At 66.8% G+C, this 19,824-nt stretch carries 13 protein-coding genes; 5 read left to right on the plus strand and 8 right to left on the minus strand.

From position 1 onward, the window contains the following. Window positions 1–461: 461 nt before the first annotated feature. The 6 genes from QQS14_RS08805 to QQS14_RS08830 all read right to left on the minus strand — a co-directional run bounded on the left by QQS14_RS08805 (window position 462) and on the right by QQS14_RS08830 (window position 10,941). Entirely contained in the window at window positions 462–2,468 is a 2,007-nt protein-coding gene (locus tag QQS14_RS08805) for a DUF6785 family protein (RefSeq protein WP_285906611.1), read from the minus strand. Continuing rightward, window positions 2,465–7,477 (minus strand): FtsX-like permease family protein, encoded by a 5,013-nt coding sequence (locus QQS14_RS08810; RefSeq protein ID WP_285906612.1) that lies wholly within the window; start codon window positions 7,475–7,477, stop codon window positions 2,465–2,467. Before QQS14_RS08810 ends, QQS14_RS08805 begins: the two co-directional genes overlap by 4 nt. 3 nt (window positions 7,478–7,480) lie before the next feature. Then, window positions 7,481–8,263 (minus strand): ABC transporter ATP-binding protein, encoded by a 783-nt coding sequence (locus tag QQS14_RS08815; protein WP_285906613.1) that lies wholly within the window; start codon window positions 8,261–8,263, stop codon window positions 7,481–7,483. 86 nt (window positions 8,264–8,349) lie between these two features. Then, complete coding sequence (locus QQS14_RS08820; protein ID WP_285906654.1) at window positions 8,350–9,021, minus strand: ABC transporter permease; 672 nt, start codon at window positions 9,019–9,021, stop codon at window positions 8,350–8,352. Between the two features lie 151 nt (window positions 9,022–9,172). Continuing rightward, on the minus strand, window positions 9,173–9,958 hold the full coding sequence (locus QQS14_RS08825) for a polysaccharide deacetylase family protein (protein WP_285906614.1): 786 nt from the start codon (window positions 9,956–9,958) through the stop codon (window positions 9,173–9,175). Window positions 9,959–10,047: 89 nt separating this feature from the next. Further along, a complete protein-coding gene (locus QQS14_RS08830; RefSeq protein ID WP_285906615.1) occupies window positions 10,048–10,941 on the minus strand; it encodes a LysR family transcriptional regulator in 894 nt (297 codons plus the stop codon). Between the two features lie 133 nt (window positions 10,942–11,074). On the opposite strand from QQS14_RS08830, the gene QQS14_RS08835 reads away from it, so the two are divergent. Together QQS14_RS08835 and dapF are read left to right on the plus strand one after the other, a co-directional pair. Beyond that, window positions 11,075–12,406 (plus strand): APC family permease, encoded by a 1,332-nt coding sequence (locus tag QQS14_RS08835; protein WP_285906616.1) that lies wholly within the window; start codon window positions 11,075–11,077, stop codon window positions 12,404–12,406. An 83-nt stretch (window positions 12,407–12,489) separates the two neighbouring features. After that, window positions 12,490–13,341 (plus strand): diaminopimelate epimerase, encoded by an 852-nt coding sequence (gene dapF / locus QQS14_RS08840; protein WP_285906617.1) that lies wholly within the window; start codon window positions 12,490–12,492, stop codon window positions 13,339–13,341. A gap of 184 nt (window positions 13,342–13,525) precedes the next feature. Here dapF and QQS14_RS08845 read toward each other — a convergent pair whose 3' ends face one another. Both QQS14_RS08845 and QQS14_RS08850 read right to left on the minus strand, forming a co-directional pair. Next, window positions 13,526–13,855, minus strand: coding sequence for a carboxymuconolactone decarboxylase family protein (locus QQS14_RS08845; protein ID WP_285906618.1), 330 nt, complete (start codon window positions 13,853–13,855; stop codon window positions 13,526–13,528). Between the two features lie 327 nt (window positions 13,856–14,182). Continuing rightward, complete coding sequence (locus QQS14_RS08850; protein WP_285906619.1) at window positions 14,183–16,714, minus strand: ATP-binding cassette domain-containing protein; 2,532 nt, start codon at window positions 16,712–16,714, stop codon at window positions 14,183–14,185. A gap of 141 nt (window positions 16,715–16,855) precedes the next feature. Here QQS14_RS08850 and QQS14_RS08855 point away from each other — a divergent pair, with 141 nt between their 5' ends. The 3 genes from QQS14_RS08855 to QQS14_RS08865 are packed head-to-tail and all read left to right on the plus strand — an operon-like array spanning window position 16,856 to window position 19,804. Continuing rightward, window positions 16,856–19,006: a SpoIIE family protein phosphatase gene (locus tag QQS14_RS08855; protein ID WP_285906620.1), complete on the plus strand. Its 2,151-nt coding sequence runs from the start codon at window positions 16,856–16,858 to the stop codon at window positions 19,004–19,006. Beyond that, on the plus strand, window positions 19,003–19,461 hold the full coding sequence (locus QQS14_RS08860; RefSeq protein ID WP_285906621.1) for an ATP-binding protein: 459 nt from the start codon (window positions 19,003–19,005) through the stop codon (window positions 19,459–19,461). The genes QQS14_RS08855 and QQS14_RS08860 overlap by 4 nt, the downstream gene beginning before the upstream one ends. A gap of 16 nt (window positions 19,462–19,477) precedes the next feature. Beyond that, the gene (locus QQS14_RS08865; protein WP_345782792.1) at window positions 19,478–19,804 is read left to right on the plus strand and encodes an STAS domain-containing protein; all 327 of its coding nucleotides are present in this window, start codon (window positions 19,478–19,480) and stop codon (window positions 19,802–19,804) included. The last annotated feature ends 20 nt before the right edge of the window (window positions 19,805–19,824 follow it).

Raw genomic sequence — 19,824 nt, forward strand, 5'->3', positions numbered from 1 at the left:
GAGCCGCTCCGCTCGATTGGTCAGCTTCTAAGCCTTAGGAGGCTTAAGGGCTGGAGCACACGGAGCCCGCACAAATTCCGGTCGAGGCGGGCGGATAGGCCAGGAGTATCCTCCGCCCTTCTTCATGTCCCAGCACAGCCACACCATCACGGATTTCACTCACACCAGCCCCGCAATGGGCGGGAGCGTCGCAGCGCCAGTTGCGTCGGGCCGCGGCCAGGGCGAAACCCGGCGGAGGCGGAGTCTTCGACGCTTCCAACTGTTTCGCCAGCGGCCCGATGCTACTGGCGCGCGGCGCGGGAGACCCGATCACACGTCTTCAAAGAGCGGTTTTTGCTTACTTTTGGGCGCTCCGGTCCAAAAGTAAGTCGGCCCGAAGGGACGAAACTCTTCCCACAATCATCCCGCCGAAGGCGGCTTCCTCTTGCATTCTCTTCTCTCTCCCCTCTTCCCTCTTCGCCTTACAGCGGAAACACCGCATAGCTCTGCCCGCTATACAACCCGATCACCGCATACACCCCGCCCATCAGGAACTCGCCCAATATCAACCCGATGAACAGGAACCGCACCCGGTTGAACAACCTCGTCCCCCCGTAATGCAACACCAGATGATTGCACAGCCACCCGATGAAAAACGGGAACCAGAGGATGGTCATGCCCGCCGAATACGCGGCCAGATAGCCCAGCGGATGCAGCGGCCACCACGGGAACCGGTAGTAGCAGACGATGAGCACGATCATGGCCAGGGCGCCGAACCCGGCATAGGTGATGGTCCAGGCATTGGGGCCCACGGGCTGGTCTACCAGCCGCTGGGCGCTCTCGTAGTTGCCCAGCACGGTCTGGGTGGCCCAGTCCAGTCCCAGTTCGCGCAGCCCGTACTTGTAACCCAGCACCAGCATGGTCACAAAGGCCACGATCAGGGCCAGCACCAGCGAGAGGCCGATGGCGGCCAGCACGAGGTTCTTGCGCCGCGCGTCCTGCTGCACCTTGGCCCCGTGGAACAGGGTCGGTGCCACTGCCTCGCGCATGTCGAGGAAGAGCACCTTTTGCATCACGGCCGTCGCGGCCAGCCCCGCCGAGCCGAAGAAGCCGCTGCCGAAAAGGCCCATCAGGGTGTCGGACGGCGCGGCGGTCAGGGTGAAATAGGGCAGCCCGCCCTGGCAGACCAGACGGCTGGTCACCAGGACCACGACCACGAACATGACCGGCAGGAGCAGGGCCGCCATCAGCGGCAGGCCGAAGAACCAGCACCAGCCGGTCAGGGCGAGCATGCCAAGCAGGAGCCCCCACAGGGGCCAGGATGGCGGCTGCCAGGTGGCGGGCAGGGTCTCGATGGGGCTTGTCCCGGCCGGATCGGACTCCGTGCAGGTCCGACGCAGGGCGCACATGACCGTTTCCTTCAAGTGATGGCGCGCCAGCCACAGGAGGAAGCCGAAGAAGACGAGGTACGAGCCGATGGTTTGCGCGCCTTCGGGCCGGGCCAGATCAGGCCCCAGGGTGGTGCCCAGCGCGGCTTCGGGCAGCTGCCAGCCCATGACGTAAAGCAGACCGAAGAGCAGGCCCGCAAGAAGGTGGAAGGCCCACATGGAGAAGGATATCTGCCGCGTGGTCAGGAAGGCGAAGCCGATGAAGGCCGGGATGATGTAGAGTTTGAGTTTGTGGAAGCCGGAGAAGAGGCCGTACTTGGGGAAGTAGGACCCTGCCAGCACCAGGGTGGGCACGGCCGGGACCGAGGGATAGTAGAAATGCAGGCCGTTGATCAGGTGCAGGGCTCCGGCCAGGGTCAGGCCCACGAGCAGGTAGGTGTTGCCCCACCAGGAGAGGATCTGCTTCTGGTCCAGGGCCTCGCCCATGAGGGCGGGCACGCGCACCAGCGGGAAGAGGACGCGCTCGTTGACCACCCACTGGCGGCCGAACAGGGCCATCAGGCAGAGCATGACGAAGAAGGCGCCGAGGATGAAGAAGGACCAGACCGCCAGCACCGGCAGCCAGACCCCCCAGGGGATGGCCGCCAGCACGGCGAGCAGGTTCATGTCGCGGCCGCCGCGCAGGCCGTTGTAGAAGGCGCTGACCGCCTCGGCCGAGTGGGGAAACCACGCCTGGGGCAGCAGCGGGCCGAGCACCTCTGTCCAGCGGTAGGCGTCCTTGGCAAAGCGCTCGGGCGCGGTGATGTTGACGAAGAAGGTCTCGGTGAGCCCCGCATAGCCTATGGCCGAGAAGATCACGGCCATGAGCCAGACCACGAGCAGCTCCACGCCCGAAAACACGGGCGGCCGCCGGGTCAGGCGCGAGGCCAGGGCGTCGAGCACGAACATCCAGGCCACGATGAAGAACGGGGCCATGGGAAAATGGCCGCCACTCAGGGGCACGTTGCGCAGGACAGCGCTGTTGTAGGGGGTGAAGACGCACAGGGCCAGCCCGATGACAAGGCCGGTCAGGAGCGCCCGGAGCCTGAGTCGTCCGTTCATTGCCCGGCCTCCCTGGCGGCGGTCATGCTCTTTTGCTCCATGGCCGTGTCGCGCTTGACGCTGTCGAGGTCGTCGGCGTAGTGCCCCACGGCCACCTCGTCCAGCGAACGCCAGGCCAGAAGCTGCTTGCGCAGGTCATTGATGAAGGTCCGGTTGAGATTTTCCCACGCCTTGAGCTCGCCCGCCTCGCGCTGGATGATCACCTTGACCTGCCGGAATCCCCCATACAGGTCGGACGGGCAGAAGACGAGCCGCACCTTCTGGCGCACGCCGAAGTCAAAGGGCGCCAGCCAGACCCGAAGGCTCATGGAGAAGCACAGGTCGTCGGGGATGATGATGCGCTCCGCGACTCCGGCCAGAAGACCGGTCTGGGTCTCCTGCTCCTCGAGGTCGAGGAAGTTGCACTGCATGTCGTCTGTGCAGAACGCGCCGTGGGACACGTCGTGGTGGGCGAGGTAGTACTGGCGCAGGAATCCGCCCGCGCTGGCCATCTCCCCGAGCTTGATCAGGAAGGGCAGGACCACCACCAGTTCGTCGCCCCGGGCCTTGGGCATGGTCCACGACCTGTTCACGTCCGGGATGGCGATGTTGGCCGCCACCTTGGCCGGATAGATGGCCGAGACGAGCACCACGCCCATGACCAGGAGCATGGCCGCCACGCCCGCGGTGGAGGAATAGTTGGCGGTCATGCCCGCCCAGAGCACGGTTCCTGCCAGCAGGGCCGACGCGCCTTGGGCCAGCAGATAGCCCACCACCACCGAGATGACGGCAAAGGCCAGGGCCTCGGCGATGAACAGGAAGGCCACGTGCGGCGGGGCCAGCCCCACCGAGGTGTAAACCGCGATCTCGGGCTTTCGCTCGTAGACCGAGCCGATCATGGTGTTGAGCACGATGAGGATGGCGATGCCAAGGGGGATCATGATGTTGGCCATGCCCGAGTAGCTGACCGCGTCGGCCGCGTAGTAAAGGGACGTGCCCGAGGACGATCCCCGGAAGAGGAGCATGCCGAAGCGGTCGCCCAGATCGCCGGTGATTCCTGAGTCGCCCGGGCCGGGCTTGACCGCGATGCCCTTGAGCCTGCCCGCGCCGCCTCCCAGGGAAAGCAGCGTCTGGGCCGGGACCAGGATGGTCTCGTAGTCCGGGATGTGCTGGTAGCGGCTCTCGGTGGTGATGATGTCCTGGCCTTCCTCGATGGCCTCTGCCTCCACCTCGGAGAGCTGGCTGGCCGCCACGTTGGGGAAGACGATGGGGGTCATGGGCTCGCCGTCCAGGTCCGGGTTCAGGCGCAGGCCGTCGTCGCTGAACACGCCCACCAGGGTCATGGGGATGCCCCAGATGGTGACGGTGCTGCGGGCCGGATCGTCCGGGTCCGCGCCGAGTTGCCCGGCCATGCGCTCGGGCAGGATGACCACGAACCGCTCGCCCTCGCGGAACCAGCGCCCCTTGACCAGGATGCGGTCGAGCCCGCTGACCTCTGGCTCGCGATGGGAGAGGCCGACCATGCCGCGCCCGGGCGACTCCCTCTCGCCGAGGAAGACCGGGATGAGCGGGGCGCGCGACTTGTCGCTGGTCAGGCCGGTGTCGTACCACGCGCGCGGAGCCACCACGCCGCTGCCCTCAAAGGCGTTCTCCACGGCCGAAAGGGCTTCGAGGGGCACGTCCTGCCAGTTGATGTACTTGAGCATCAATCCGGTGTAAGTGGCCTCGCCGCTGAAATTGGCCCATCCCTTCTGGCGCACGGACTTGACCGTGGTGAAGTTCATGATGGTGAAGGTCAGGATGACCAGGGTGGCGAGGGTGAGGAAGGTACGCACCGGCCTGCGCTTGAGATTGCCCACGCCGAGGACGAAGGCCGCGCCAAAGGCGGCCATGGGACTGATGCCCGTGAGCTTGATGTGCGAGGAGCGCTTTTGCAGCTCCACCATCTCGCGCTCGAAGCGCATGAAGATGATCAGCGAGACCAGCACCGACAGGGCCAGGATGAAGAAGGCCAGGATGACCACCAGGGGCGAATAAGTCAGTTGAAAGGCGGGATGGACAAAGTAGACCACGGTGATGATCACCACGAGGAAGCCGAGGAAGGCGGCGATGCGCTTCTTGATGTCCGCAAAGGAGAAGAACAGCCGCTCCATGCAGTAGGCAAAGGGCACGAACAGGGCCACATAGAAGAGCACGCCGAGCAGCACGTCCTTCTGGGTCTTGTCCACGTCGCCATAGACGCGGCTGGCCTTGGACAGGGAGGCGCGCGACGCCTCAACGAAGCGGTCCCACTGCTTCTGCTCCCGATACGCCTCGGCGCGGCGCAGGTCGTCGTCGCCCTGGCGGCGAAGGGTGCGGATGCGCTCGTTGACGATGCCCTTTTCCTCAAGGTTGTCGATGCGCGGGTCGAGCAGGCTCCACATGTCGCGCGCTGCCCGGAACTCGGTCATGGGGATGACCGGCCACTGCCGGGCGATGTAGCCCAGCCCCTGGGGGTGCTCCGGGTCCGCGTTGAGCAGCAGCACCTTCTTGTCCAGCACGCTGTCCGAGAGGGTCAGCTTGATGGGCGTGTCCGGCTCCAGAAACAGGGTGCCCAGGGTGGAGCGGCGGGTGTCCAGGCGGCTGTACCAGTAGCTCACGGGCGGGGCCTCGGTGCGCCCGTCAATGAGGGTGGGGATGTAGAGATACCGGAAGCTGCGCGGGTCCAAGAGGTTGAAGAGCGTGGTCTGGGTGCAGGCGAAGAGGGTCAGGTCCGTGCCCTGCACGGTCCGGCTCAGCTTGACCCGGTAGGAATCCTTGCCTGTCTTTGGCTTGTCCACGGCCCAGACGGCCAGCCCGGTCTCATCGTCAAAGCGCAGGGCCTCGATCACGGCCTTGTGAAAGCTGACCTTCCTGTCGGCGAAGCCCGGGATGCGGAAGCGGCCGGCGGTATCGACCATGCCGTAGTTGAGGGTCTGCCACTGGGAGGCGAGGACCACCATGCCCGTGCCCGGGCGGTCCGGGAATATCTCGCCCTTGCGCAGCAGGTTGGCCCGCCCTTCCACGGTGACGAAGTGACTGTTGCCGCGCTCGCCCGCGTTGTCGATGGGCTGGTCGGCCAGGGCTCGGGCCAGGGTGCGCACCAGGGCCGCCTGCCTGCGCACAAAGGCGAAATTCACGCGCTCGGGCCGGTCATAGGGCGTGCCCCAGGCAGGCCGGGCATCGTGAACCGTGGCCAGGGTGAAGCCTGCGAACCCGGCCAGGGCCATGGGCTCGCCGCCCAGCTCGGGCATGTCGGGCAGGTAGCTTTGCCAGGCGCGCCTGCCGGGGCGCAGAGTGTCCTTGAAGAGGGCGGCCTCGTCGGCCCGGGCCTCGCCCAGCTCCCTGACGGTGCGTTTCATGACCGTGTCCAGCGGGCGGAAGAAGGCGGTCTGGTTGACCGAGGGCATCAGGTCGTGCAGCCACCCCTTGTCAAAGCCGCCCACGCCATCGCCGTGGCTGGAGAGATACAGGGAGACATGGGCCGCGATGCTGCGGTCGCCGATGGCGTCGCGCATGGCGCGGGCCGAGCGGATGGTGTCGAGCTGGCCAGTGGCGTCTTCGAGGATGGCGGCCTGATAGGCCCGGGCCGGGGCCACGAAGTCGGCCAGCACCAGCCGCTCCTCGTCGGAAAGGGGAAAGTTGGCCACCGTGGAGTTGACCCAGTTGAGCCGCTTGAGCATGATCCGCCGGGCCGCCAGATGCCTGATGCGGTCCTGGCGGGCGGCCTCGGCCATGGCGTGGTGGCCTGCGCCGCCTTCCATACCGTGGCCCGCGCCGCCGCGCGGCCCCTCCTCCATGCCCATGCGCTCCACCTGGCTTTGCAGGCGCAGGCGCATCAGCTCGTTGGTCAGGTCGTCCTCGCGGTCGCGCACCACGGCCTTGATGGCCCGCCTGACCAGGGCGCGGTCAGCGGCGTCGGCCATGACCCCGGCGTCAAAGGGATCGCGCATGTCCAGTATCTCGATGGTCCGGGCCGCCTCGGCCACGCGCTGGTCCAGGTCGTCGCGCCGCTCCTTGAGCACCTTGCCCCGGGTCACCAGGGCCCAGGTGAATTCGCGCATGCCCGCCTGGGCGCTCCCCTTGCCCGCCGTGGCCACCAGCATGAGCGAGCGCCCTGGCCGGTTCCGGGCAAACCCCTCGGCCACGTCCATGAGGGTGGCGATGGACACGCCCTCGTCCGCGCCCGGCGCATCGCCCGCCACCAGTGCTGTGGCGTCGTAGAAGGCCTCCAGGACCAGGGTCTGGCCGGTCAGCTCAGGGTCGCTGCCCGGCACGAAGCAGTAGACGTTCTCGGCTCGGGCCTCGCGCCAGGCGGCCCGGGAGGCGAGATGGACCATGGCCAGGCGGCGCGGCCCGGCGGCCGCCACATCCTGGCCGAAGAGGGCGCGGGCCTCTTCGCCGCCCATCCAGAAGAGGGGAAAGTCCACCGGGGTCAGCTCGAACTTGGAGTCGAAGAGGGAGCGGGGCGAGGGACCGCCATCGCCCTCCTCGCCGAGATAGATCAGGGCGCGCGCGCCGAGCATGGCCGCGTTGTTCCAGTTCTTGCTTGAGTCCATGTCCATGAGGACCACAGCCCCTTCCACGTCCAGGCCATTGAAATCCTTGACCTCACCCTGGCCCACATAGAGGAGCGGGCCGCGCAGCCCGGGCGGAGCCACCGCGCCGGGCGACAGGGCGTTGACGCGCAGCTGGCGCAGGCTGGCCGAGCGGCCCGTGCCCATGACCCGCAGCTCGGCCCCGCCCGCCGCCACCACCGGGACGCGAAAGCTCTGCCGCCCCGTGACCGCGTCTGGAAAGAGCCGGGTGAACTCAGCCTCGACCATGTCGGCCGCGCGGACCGCGCCGGGCGTGCCGGGCGAGCGGTCGCCCAGGGCGGCCAGCTTCTCGATGAAAATCCGGTGTCCGGTGTCCGGCGCACCGGCCCCTGGCGCGACCAAGACGGTCGCGGCCAAAACGGCCGGAGTCAGCAGCACGAGGCTGGCAAGGGCGAGCAGCCAGCGCCGGATCATGGCCTAGCCCCTCTCCCCGCCATGGACTGTGGCTTCGGCCCGGCCGTTGTCCTTGCCGCCGATGCCGCCCACGGTGATCTTCAGTTCCTCGCGCCGCTCGATGCGGTCCACCACGCCGTCGCGCACCCAGACCACCCGGTCGGACACGTTGAGCATCTTGTAGTCGTGGGTGGCGGAGATGATGGTCACTCCGCGATCCTGCGAGAGCATGCGAAGCAGCTCGATGATTTCCTCGCCCGTGGTCAGGTCGAGGTTGCCGGTGGGTTCGTCGGCCAGGACGATGGCCGGGTCATTGGCCAGGGAGCGGGCCACGGCCACGCGCTGCTGCTGGCCGCCCGAAAGCTCCAGCGGCTTGTGCTGGAAGCGCTCGCCAAGGCCCACCAGCTTGAGCAGCTCGATGCCCTTGTCCTGGGCGTCGTCCGCGTTCATGCCCGCAAAGGTCATGGGCAGGGTCACGTTCTCCAGGGCGGACATGACCGGGATGAGGTTGAAGGTCTGGAAGATGTAGCCGATCTTGCGGTTGCGCAGCCAGGCCAGCTCGTAGGCGTCGAGCTGGGAGATGTCCACCTCGTCGATGAACACCTTGCCTTCGGTGGGCTTGTCCAGGCCGCCGATCATGTTGAACAGGGTCGATTTGCCCGAGCCGGACGGCCCCATGATCGATATGTACTCGCCCGCGAATATCTCGAGATCCACGCCCTTGAGGGCCCTGACCTCCACCTTGCCCATGGTGAAGCGCTTGGTCACGCCCACGACCCGGACAATGGTGCGCCTTTCTTCAGTCATTGAGAAATCCCCTTGCGAAACGCTGAAATCAATGGGGCGGGGCAATCGGTCCTGGACGCTGACGACACGGCGGTTGCGTCCGGCCCCTAGTGCTCGGCCCGAATGGCATTGATGGGCTCCATGCGCGCGGCCACCAGCGCGGGATAGAGCACGCCGAGCAGGCTGAGCAGGCACCCGGCCAGGGTGGCCAGCCCCACGGAGCCGAGGACGCCGAGCCAGGAAACATGAACCCAGGCGGCCAGCCCGAACCGGACTGCGCCGGTGAGCAGCGAGAACAGGCTGCCCAGCACCGCCCCGGCCAGAGACCCGGCCAGCCCCTGCATGGCCGCCTCAAGCAGGAACAGGCGCAGGATCATGGAATCGAGCGCGCCCAGGCACTTCATGACCCCGATCTCGGAAAACCGCTCGGTCACGGACATGAGCTGGGCGTTGATGATGCCCACGGTGCAGACCAGCAGCGAGAGAAAGACGATCCACCGCTCCTTGGCTGCCATGCTCACCCCGCCGCCGCTCCCGTCCACGTCGTATCCGGCGGCCGACAGAACCGTGGCCGCATCCCGACCGCCATGGGCCAGCAGCCCCGAGGCCACGTCCAGGTTGACCAGCACGAAGGCCAGGAACGACACGGCCAGGACCAGGCTCGACACCGTGATCATGGACCGGAAGAACCGCACCCGCAGGCTCTTGAAGCTGATCTCCACCGACTTGGCAAAGGACAGCGTGATCAGCCGGTCGATGCGCCCCTGGGGCTTGTCCATGACCGAGCCGCCGGGGCCGGTCCGGGCGCTCGCGGAATCGCGGTGCGAAGTGGTCGGCTTACTTTCCATATTCTCAAAACGGTATGCAGATGCGTCTTCCATGACAAGCCCTAAGAGCGGGAAAAACCGGTTTTTTCGCGATTGTCACGGATCAGGAACCGGGCCTGTCCAGCCGGATCGGCTTCAGGCCCGACCCGGCCACGGCCGCCAGACATCGGTCGAGAAAGCCAAAGGCCGCGTCGTTCATGCGCTGGTGGTGGAGCATGAACCCCACCCGGCGAGAGGCCAGCCCGCCCTCGATCTCCCGGAGCAGCGCGTCCAGACCCTCGGCCGGATCGCTCTCGCGCCGGGTGTGCAGATCCACGTTGACCGGGATGTCGGGCAACCCCTCGGGCGTGGGCACAGCGCCCTGCGCCCCGGCCCAGCGCGACACGGCCACATACCCGGCCTCATGCAGCAGCCGCGCGGTCTGGGCGTCGAACCGGTTCCACGGCGGGGTGAAGACCGGGCTGAACCGCGCGCCCATGATCGCTTCGAGCCGGGCGCGCCCCCGGGCCAGATCGGCCCGCTTGGCCTCAGGGGTGCGCTCGTCTCCGAACTCGCCCTTGCGCCCCGCGCGCTGGTGGTTGACGTGCCGCCAGCCGTGCTGATGCCAGCACCACTGGTCGCTGTCTCCGGCCCATCGGTGCAGCACGTCCCAGCGGGCCGGGGTCAGCCAGGCCGGGGTCACGGCCAGATGCAGGGGCAGCCCGTGCCGCGCGAAAATTTCCAGCATCCGCTCGCACGCCTCGCCCGGCGCGGCCACATCGTCGGCGCGAAAAAAGACCTCAACACCCGGCGCGGCCCCGGCCAGAAGCGTGTCCACACGGCGCAGGCCGTCGTCCAGCAGGGATTGCGGGGCGCTCCAGAGCGCGGAGACTGTGGTTTTGACGATCATGCAGGCCGGAAGCTAGCACACTCACGGCCCTGATGGCAAAAGGGGAAACAGCGGACGCTCCCCTGACGGACTGCGGCAATCCCGGCGGATCAGGCCACCAACGCCCGCTCGCCGCTCCAGACCGAGCGGACCACGTCGCGAAACTCGCGCAGCGGCGAGGTATAGCCCCGGCCAGCCGGGTAGGAGAGGCACAGGGGCACCTGAAGGGTCTCGGGCCAGAGCACGGCCTGGCCCGCGTCGGCCAGCCGCCTGCCGTCGTCCTCGCGCAGCACGGCCACGCCCATGCCCTCGGCCACCAGCTCGCGCATGATGTTCTCGTCCACGGTCTGCTCCGCCGGATTGGGCTCCACCCCGCAGGCGGACATGCGCTCGCGCACGGCCACGTGGAAGGGACATCCCCTGAAGGAATATATCCAGGGCAGGGCGGCCAGCCCGCGCCAGTCGCCCGGGGCCACCCGCCCGGCCATGACCGTGGGGATGGCGATGACCAGCGTCACCGGGGCCACGTACTCGTCGTGGATGCCCTCCTCGCCCCACATGCCGAAGCGAAAGCCCACGTGCATCTCGCCCGAGCGCAGGGCCGGGGCCGTGTACCGGCTCTGGGAGACGATGAAGGAGAGCTGCACGCCGGACACACTGCCGCGCATGTGCCGGGCCAGCTCGGCCATGCGCAGGAAGGCGGGGTCCGTGTTCAGCCCCACGATGAGCCGGGACGAGGCCGGAGCCTTGAGCCCGGCCCCGCGCGAGCGGAAATCCTCCAGGGCCTGGACCGCGCTGCGGGCGTAAGGAAGCAGGGTTTCGCCCTCGATCGTCAGGGCCATGCCCCGGGCCTGGCGCACGAACAGCGGATAGCCCAGGGTCTCCTCAAGCTGCCTGATCTGCCCGCTCAGGGCCGACTGGCTGAGAAACAGCGACTCCGCCGCCCGGGTCAGGTTGCCCTCAAAGGCCACGGCCAGAAAACACTGCAATTTCCGAATATCCATGCGCCCTCCCTGTCCCCTGCGCGTCCTTGGAGTCGAGCGTTCGGCTAATCCGAACGGTGCCCCGACAAATTCACATTGGATTTCTTCCGCTCATTCCACGATAAGGGCAAAAAATCAAGGCAGGAATATGACCATGAGTGAACGGAAAACCGGAACGCTCACCCTGTGCTGCATGATGATCGGCGCGGTGCTCGGCTCGGGCATCGTCATCCTCCCGCCCCTGGCCATCGACACGGCCGGAGCCTGGGCGCTCCCGGCCTGGGGGCTGACCGCCGCCTTTGGCGTGGCCTTTGCCTACGTCTTCGCCCGGGTGGGCACCCTCTTCCCCGGCGAGGGCGGCGCGGCCGACGCCGTGGAGCGCGCCTTCGGCCCTGGCGCGCGCAATCTGGCCGCCTGCACCCTGTGCGGGGCTGCCGTGTTCGGCCCGGCAGCGGTCATGCTGACCATCGTGGACTATCTGCCGCCCGCCATCCAGCCCGGCTCCCTCCTGGCCCGGGGCGCGGCTGCGGCCGCCATCCAGATCGGCTGCGCCCTGATGCTGACAACCGGCCTGCGCACCATGAGCCGGGTGGGCACGCTCCTGGCCGTCTCGGCCACGCTCCTGCTGCTGACCGGATCAATCGTCACCCTCGCCCTGCACGCCGGGCCGGACAGCGCACATCAGGCCGTCACCCTGCCGCCCCTCGATCCCCCGGCCATGGGCCGGACCCTGCTGCTGCTCTTCTGGGCCGTGGTGGGCTGGGAGGTGGTGGGCAACTACGGGGCCGAGGTGGCCGACCCGCGCCGCACCGTGCCCCGGGCCGCCATCATGGCCGCCACCGTGGTCGGGCTGGTCAGTCTGGCCGTGGCCGCCGGGCTGCAATACGGCGCGTTCCCGCCCGAGGCGGGCCACGGCGTGGCCGGGCTGCTCCACCCCCTCTTCGGCCCGCTCGCGCCCTGGATCATGTCCGGGCTGGTCGCGGCCCTGTGCGCCACCACCTACCTGCTCATCGTGGGCGCGGTGGCCCGGCTGGTGGCCCATCTGGCCCGCGACGGCCAACTGCCCGCTGCCCTGGACCGGCGCAACCGCCACGGCGTACCCCACCGGGTCATCGGTCTCTACACCCTCGCCCATCTCGCCCTCATCGCCCTGGTCTCGCAGGGCATCCTCGACGTGGCGGGCATCGTGACCATCGCCGACGGCTTCTTCCTGGCCAACGCCCTGCTCGGCACCCTGGCCGCGGCCCGGCTCTTCACCGCCCCCCTGCCCCGGACCGTGGCCGCGCTCCTGGCCCTTGGCGTGGCCGCCGTGTTCACCCAATCGGCCTGGGCCGTGCTGGCCGCCATCGCGGCCATGGGCCTGCTCACCCTGCGCCGCCCGCGCCGCCGCACCGGCCCGATCATCGGCCCGACCAGCGGCCCGACCAGCGACCCGACCGGCGACTCGACCATCCACTCGACCGGTGCCCCGGAGCGAGCAGGTTGACCGCCTTGACATCGGCGCGGATTCCAACAAGAATTTGCCATGGCGGGCAGGCCCGCCCCAAACCAGAACCCATGGAGCCACAGATGAACATATTCGGCGAGAGCGTGCCCTTTCACAAGATGCAGGGCTGCGGCAACGATTTCGTGGTCATTGACAACCGCCGCGCCCGCGTGCCCGAACAGGTCATGGCCGACTGGGCCAGAAAGATCTGCGCCCGCGCCTTCGGCGTCTGCGCCGACGGGCTCTTCTTCCTTGATGACGCCGACGACCCGGCCCTGGACTACCGCTGGCACTTCTTCAACTCCGACGGCTCCCGCGCCGAGATGTGCGGCAATGCCTCGCGCTGCGCTGGCAAGCTGGCCCACGCCCTGGGCCTGGCCCCGGCCGAGCACGTTTTCGGCACCGACGCCGGACCCATCCGGGCCAAGGTGCTCCTCGACGGACCCGAAGCCGGGCGCGTCAAGGTCCGACTCACCCCGCCCAAAGGGCTCGAAACCAACATCTCCCTGACCGTGGACGGCGCGCCCCTGACCGTCCACTTCGCCGACACCGGCGTGCCCCACGCCGTGGTCCTGGTGGACGACGTGGCCTCGGTCAACGTCAAGCAACTCGGCACCAAGCTGCGCTTCCACGAGCACTTCGCCCCGGCCGGGACCAACGTCAACTTCGCCCAGGTCAAGGACCGCTCCACCCTGCTCCTGCGCACTTACGAGCGCGGCGTGGAAGACGAAACCTACGCCTGCGGCACCGGCGCCTGCGCCACCCAACTGGTGACAAACGCCCTGGGCCTGACCGACGCCCGCGCCAACCTGACCACCACCGGGGGCGAAATCCTTACCGTCATCCTCGACGGCGACGACATCCACCTCCAAGGCGCGGCAGAACTCACCTTCAAAGGCGAACTCTACCTCACCCCCCTCGACCTGACGCGATAGGATGCCTCCGGCGGCCAGGGGGGAAGGGGAGAGGGACACCCTTTGAAAAGTCCGGGGGGAAAACTTTTTCCCAAAAGTTTTCCCCCCGGAATCTCTCACCCCACCCCGCCCCACCCACAAATGAAGCGGCTTACCTGCCCCGTACGGGGCAGGTCAGCCGCTTCATTTGCGAAGGGCGCGGGGTCTAGTCGAAGAGTTTGTCCACTTCTTCGTAGACGTAGCGCATGTACATCATTTTGGGAGAGCCGCCCATGGCGACTGCGAGGAGTCCGGCATCGATGATTTCGTCGCGGCTGGCCCCGTGGGAAGCGGCGTTTTGGACGTGGAGCGAGATGCACATGTCGCACTGGGAGAGGATGGAGCAGGCGATGAGGATGAGGGACTGGTACTTGTCCTCGATGGAGCTGCCCTTCTTGATGGAGGCCGTGAATCCCTGATACGCCTTGAATATGTCGCGGCGGTTCTTGTTCATCTGGCGGAAGAGTTCCGTGGCCTTTTCTGCGGGTTCTTTCATGGTCGCCTCCTTGTCCGGGCGGTGCTCCGGGTCTTTTTTCGCAAGGCCACCTGGGCGCTCGGACCCCGTGGGATGCCGGGCTGCAGCGGTGGCCCGCCGTATGCTCCGGCTCCGGGGAACGCCCCCGGAGCCGGAGCATCGATGAGAGGGAGAGAGTCCCGATTGGGCAATTCAGGGATTACTCTCAAAAAACATGCCTGTAAAGCGAAATTTCGGCAATTTTTTAGAACTATTCACGAACTTTATTGCGATTTTGCACAAGAAAACAATCGATTCATTCAAAAACAGACGTTCTTGCCGAATTGTCTTTGGGCGCATGCCGGGGCGTCATTCCTCGCGGCCGTGGATGAGTGTATAGAGCGCGCCCCTGCTGTCGAGCAGTTCCTGATATGGTCCCTGCTCCACGATCTTGCCCGCCTTGAGCACCACCACCTTGTCGTAAAAGGGCAGCATGTCGAGCCGGTGGATGACGGCCAGCACGGTGGACTTGCCCTTGAGATTGGTGGTGATGATGTTCTGCACCCGGCCCTGGGACTTGTTGTCCAGGGCGGCCGTGGCCTCGTCGAGGATGAGCACGGGCGGGTTCTTGAGGAAGGTGCGGGCCAGGGCGATCTTCTGGCGCTGGCCGCCCGAGAGGCGGTCGCCCATGGAGCCCACCTCGAAGGCGAGGCCCATCTCGGCCACTGCCTCCAGCGCGCCCTGCATGATCAGGGCCTGCATGATGCGGTGGTTGATCTCGTCCTCGACGCCGGGTGAATCGGCCCGGACGCGGCCAAAGAGGATGTTGTCCTGTATGTTGAGACTCTCGATGTAGCGGTCGGCCTGGAAGAAGCTGAAGCCGTCCGGGAAGGCCTGCTCGGCCAGGGCCACGAAATCGCGCCGGGAGTTGACCACCCGGTTGGCAAAGCCCTTGTCCAGTTCCACCTGCCGGTGCAGGCCCGGGACAAAGCCCAGCGCAAGGCGCAGGATGAGGCCGTTTTCCTGGACGTTGAGGGGTTCGCCGGAGTCGAGGCGGTTGGCCACCTTGAGGTAGTCCGGATAGCGGTCCTCGGGAATGGGACACGCGGCAAAGGCGTCGTGAGGCGGTTCCGGCCCCAGTTCGTCGGTGACGACCCGGGCCAGGGTTTCGCCCAGCACGGTGAGGTGGGCCATGAGACCGTGGCTTTCGAGGAACTCCATGAACCGGGGGTGCAGATGCAGGTGCTCGGGGTCGAACTCGTCCTTGACCGGCGCGCCGAACGCGATGTTTTCGGCCACGGTCATGTAGCGGCTGTAGGTGTCCGGGTCAAAAAACTCGATGTGCTCGGCCACATCGGCGAACATGCCGGTCTCGCCCAGCTGGAACTCGCGGCGCGAGGCCACGATGATGTCGCGCAGGCCGGGGTTTTCCTCCTCGCGGCCCAGCCGGGCGCGCAGGGCAAAGGCGAGGATGTCGGTGAACAGCCCCACCTGCTGGGTGAGCTTGATCAGGGTGTCGAGATCAGGCTCCTCGCCGGATTCGGTGCAGCCGCCGCCCTGTAGTTTCAGCGAGCGGCAGGAATAGAGCAGGTTGTCGCGCACCGTGCCGTCGAAGATGAAGGGATGCTGGGCCACCATGCCCAGGTTGTAGGATATGTCGGGCTTGGTCAGTTCCGAGACCTCGCGTCCGCCCACCAGGATGCTGCCGCCGGTGTACTTGTAGAGCTGGGCGACGCACAGGGCCAGGGTGGATTTGCCCGAGCCCGAGAAGCCGACCAGGGCCACGTGCTCGCCGCCCTTGACCGAGAGCGAGATGCGGTCGAGCAGCTTTATGTTGCCGCCCACCACAAAGGAGAGGTCGCGCACCTCGATGTCGTTGTCCAACTGGAAGGGCTCGCGGCCCTCCACGAACTGGGCGAACTCCGGGGCGTGATCAAAAGCGCGCATGATCTGCTTGTAGCGCACCGAGCTGTCCTGGTAGACCTGCCAGAACTCCATCAGCTCCTTCCACGGGTCGTAGAGCTTTTCGTAGGCCGAGAGGAAGGCGACGATGGCGCCCACGTCGAAGTGGCCCTGGATGGCGTAGTACCCGCCAATGAGGAAGAGGACGAACGGCCCGAGGCTCATGAAGAAGTTGTTGACGAACTTGATGCCAAAGCGCAGGGCGTTCTGCATCAGGGTGGCTTTGTAGAGCTTGAGCAGCACCTTCTTGAAGCGCTGCTTCTCCAGGGGGATGGAGGCGTTGGCGTGGACCTCGTGCACGCCTGTGACAGCCTCGCCCACAAGGCCGGAGAGGCGCTGGGTGTGCTTGATGCGTTGCCGGTTGGCCCGGCGGAAATACTTCTGGATGCGCGGCAGGAGGATGAGTTCGATGGGGTACAGGGTGATGGAGATCAGCCCGATGACCGGGTTGAGATGGATCATGTACGCGGCCATGGCGAAGAAGGTCAGGATGTTGACCGCGGGCACGGCCACGGCCTGGCCGATAAAGGTGGCCACCGGGATGAACTCGGTGATGATGTAGGAAATGACGTTGCCCGGCGAGGTGCGGCGGTAGAACTGGACAGGCAGGGAGAGCAGGTGCTCGTAGAGCCGCTCGCGCACGGTCATCAGCGTTTTCTCGCCGATGTAGTTCTGCATCAGGTTGATGACGTACTTGAGCACGCCCGCCAGGGTCACCGCGCCGATGTACAGGCCGCAGTAGAGGTACAGGGCGGGCAGATCCTTCATGCCGATGGCTTCGTTGATGATCCGCTTCTGCATCTCAAGGGGCAGCACGCGCATGGACACCGTGATCACGATGACGCCGATGACGATGAGCTGGAGATGGATGTTCTTGAACAAGACCCAGGAGTAGAGAGAGGTCTTGGTGATCCGTTTGGTCTCGTTGGGATGGGGCATGAAGGCTCCCTGAGCAAGAGTCTGGGTTGGAACGCCTCAAACTTATAAGCCCAACAGAGTTCTTTTCCAAGCGCAAAGTGTGGTATACAGAAATCCTCGTCAACGGGTCGCCGCCGCGCCCCATGCCCGAGGAGTCGAATCGTGAAGCTGTCCCTGCGCGTCAAGATATTCGTGGTGCTCATCGCCTTCAGCCTGCTGCCGCTGCTCATCAGCCGCACCGTCACCGGCCGCACCGCCCGGAACATGGCCGCCACCCTGTCCGAGGGCACCCGGACCGAGCTGCTGGCCATTGTCACCGCCGAACTGGAGCACAGCGCCGTGACCACCCAGCGCCTGATCGAGAGCCGGGGGGCCGGGCTGCGGCTCGGGGCCATGACCCTGGCCCGGCAGGCCGGGCCGCTGCTCGGGGATGTCGGTGTCGCGACCGGGCAGGACATCCCGGCTTCCGAGCGCCATCGGGTGCGCATGGGCGGCCGCACCATGCTGGCCGACGCCAACGCGACGCTTCCCCCGCCGGATTTCGACACCATCAGCGTCCATGTCCCGCCCCTGGCCCAGGTGGCCGGGACGCAGGAGCAGGCGGCGCGGCTGGCCGACCTGCTGCCGGTCTTCAGGGACATCCACGCCTCCCTGGCCCCGGGCGTGACCTGGGCCAGGGTGGGGCTCGAATCCGGCCTGCTCCTGCGCTACCCGGGCCTCGACAGCTTTCCCCGGGGCTACGACCCGCGCGACCAGGACTGGTATCGCTCTGTGCGGCAAAGCCTGCGGCCCGAGTGGACCGTGCCCCAGGCCGATCCCACCACGAGGCAGGTCATGGCCGTCATCGGCTGCCCGGTGTTCGACGCGGCGGGTCGGTTCGCCGGGGTGGCCGCCCTGGACGTGCCCATCCAGTCCGTCCTGCACGAGACCGACCTCAAGCTGCGCTGGAGCGACGCCATCCGCTCGTACATGGTCGCGCCCGACGGCGAGGGTGGACTGCGCATCCTGGCCCAGCAATCATACGAGAACCCCGGCCGACACTGGCACATGGGCATCGAGCGGGAAAGGATGACCTCCGACGACCCCGAGGCCTTCGCCCGGCTGCTCGCCCTCATGAGCGAGACTCAAAGCGGGGCCATGCGCTTGCCCCATAGCGGCGAGGACAGTGTCTGGGCCTTTGCCTCGGGCCAGAACTACAGCTTCCTGCTCATCGCGCCAGAGAGCGTGGTCTCCCGCCTGCCCGACGAGGTGTCCGGATCCCTGGCCGCCATGTTCGAGCGCATCCGGTCCATGTCGGCGGTCATCTCGGGCTTCATGCTCATGGCCACCGCGCTGCTGGCCTGGTTCGGCTCCCGGGCCATCACCCGACCCATCGTCAACGTGGCCGAGGCCGCCGGGCGGCTGGCCGGGGGCGACTTCTCCACCCGGGTGCACGGCCCCCGCACCGGCGACGAACGCGACGTGCTGGCCGACGCCTTCAACGACATGGTGCCCAGGCTGGCCGAGCAGATGCGCCTGTCGCGCGATCTGGCCCTGGCCGAAGAGGTGCAGCGGCTGCTGCTGCCGGGTCATCCGCCCACCCTGCCCGGCTACGATCTGGCTGGCGGCATCGTTTACTGCGACCAGACCGGTGGCGACTACTACGACTTCATCGAGGTGCGGACCGAATCCGGCCGTGCCCTGGCCGTGGTCCTGGGCGATGTCTCGGGTCACGGCGTTGCCTCGGCCCTGATCATGGCCTCGGTCCGGGGGCAGTTGCACAGTCTGGCGGACATGCCCATGACCGCCGGGGAGCGGCTGACCGCCATCAACGCCAGTCTGGCCCGCGATCTGGACGGCACGGGCCGGTTCCTGACCCTGTTCTATCTCGAACTTCTCGACGACGCGGGCTCGGTCCGCTGGGTGCGCGCCGGGCACGATCCGGCCATCCGGCATCTGCCCGGGGCGGACCATTCTGGCGAGCTGGGCGGCGAGGGGCTACCCCTCGGCGTGCTGGAAGAAACAGCCTATGCCGAGGGGCACACCCGTCTTGAGCCGGGCGAGGTCCTGGTCCTGGCCACGGACGGGGTCTGGGAGGCCCGCGATGGCAAGGGCCGCATGTTCGGCAAAAAGAGAATGCTTGCCTTGATCCGGGAGAACGCCCATAACAGTGCCCAGAGCATCCGCGACGCCCTGATGGACGCCGTGGACGCCCACCAGGGGGGAGTCCGCGAGGACGACACCGCCGTGGTGGTGGTCAGGAGAACCGGGTCGGCAGCCGCCCCGGAGGACCGCGCCGGGACGACGACGGGAAACGCACGGGGCAACGCATGACGACGCACGTCACATCCTTTCGGATGACCAACAGGATGAACTGCTTCAAACGGGTCCAGCCCGAGGTGGAGCGGTTTGCCATGGCCCACGGGCTGTCGCCCAAGTGCACCTTCCACCTGACACTGTGCCTGGACGAACTGATCACCAACATCATCGACTACGGGTACGCGGATTTCGACGAGCACCCCATCGACGTGACGATCACCCTGGAGAATGGCTGCGTCTCGGTACGCATCGAGGACGACGCCGAGCCCTTCAACCTCCTCGAGGCCCCGCCCCCGGAGCTGGAGGTACCCCTGGAGGAGCGGACAAAGCCCATCGGGGGCATGGGCATCCATCTGGTCAAGACCATGATGGACGGCATTGAATACACGAGGAAAAACGGCAGAAACATCCTGCTGCTGCGCAAATGCGTCTGCGACGACGGCGCTCTGGCAGGAGCGCCGCACGAATAGGGAGGCACCTGTGGCAATGACTGAATCCAAGGAAAACGGCATCACCATCCTGACCGTGAACGGCAACCTCGACGCCGAGGGCACCCAGGCCCTGGAGGAAAAGGTCCTGGCCCTGCTCGACGCGGGCGAGACCAGCCTGCTCTTCGACTTCACCGGACTGGACTACATCAACAGCTCGGGCCTGCGCATCCTCGTGCTCGCCTACCAGCGGCTCAAGAAGGCGTCCGGCAAGGTCGCCATCTGTGGGGTCAGGGACTACATCCAGGAAGTGTTCGAGGTCTCGGGCTACGACAAGATCTTCCCCCTGTTCCGCGACAGGGCGGGCGCCGTGGGCTCCATGTAGCGACTCCGGCCCCACGGTCT

The sequence above is a fragment of the Pseudodesulfovibrio pelocollis genome (genome assembly GCF_030282845.1).
Classification (GTDB): Bacteria; Desulfobacterota; Desulfovibrionia; order Desulfovibrionales; family Desulfovibrionaceae; genus Pseudodesulfovibrio; species Pseudodesulfovibrio pelocollis.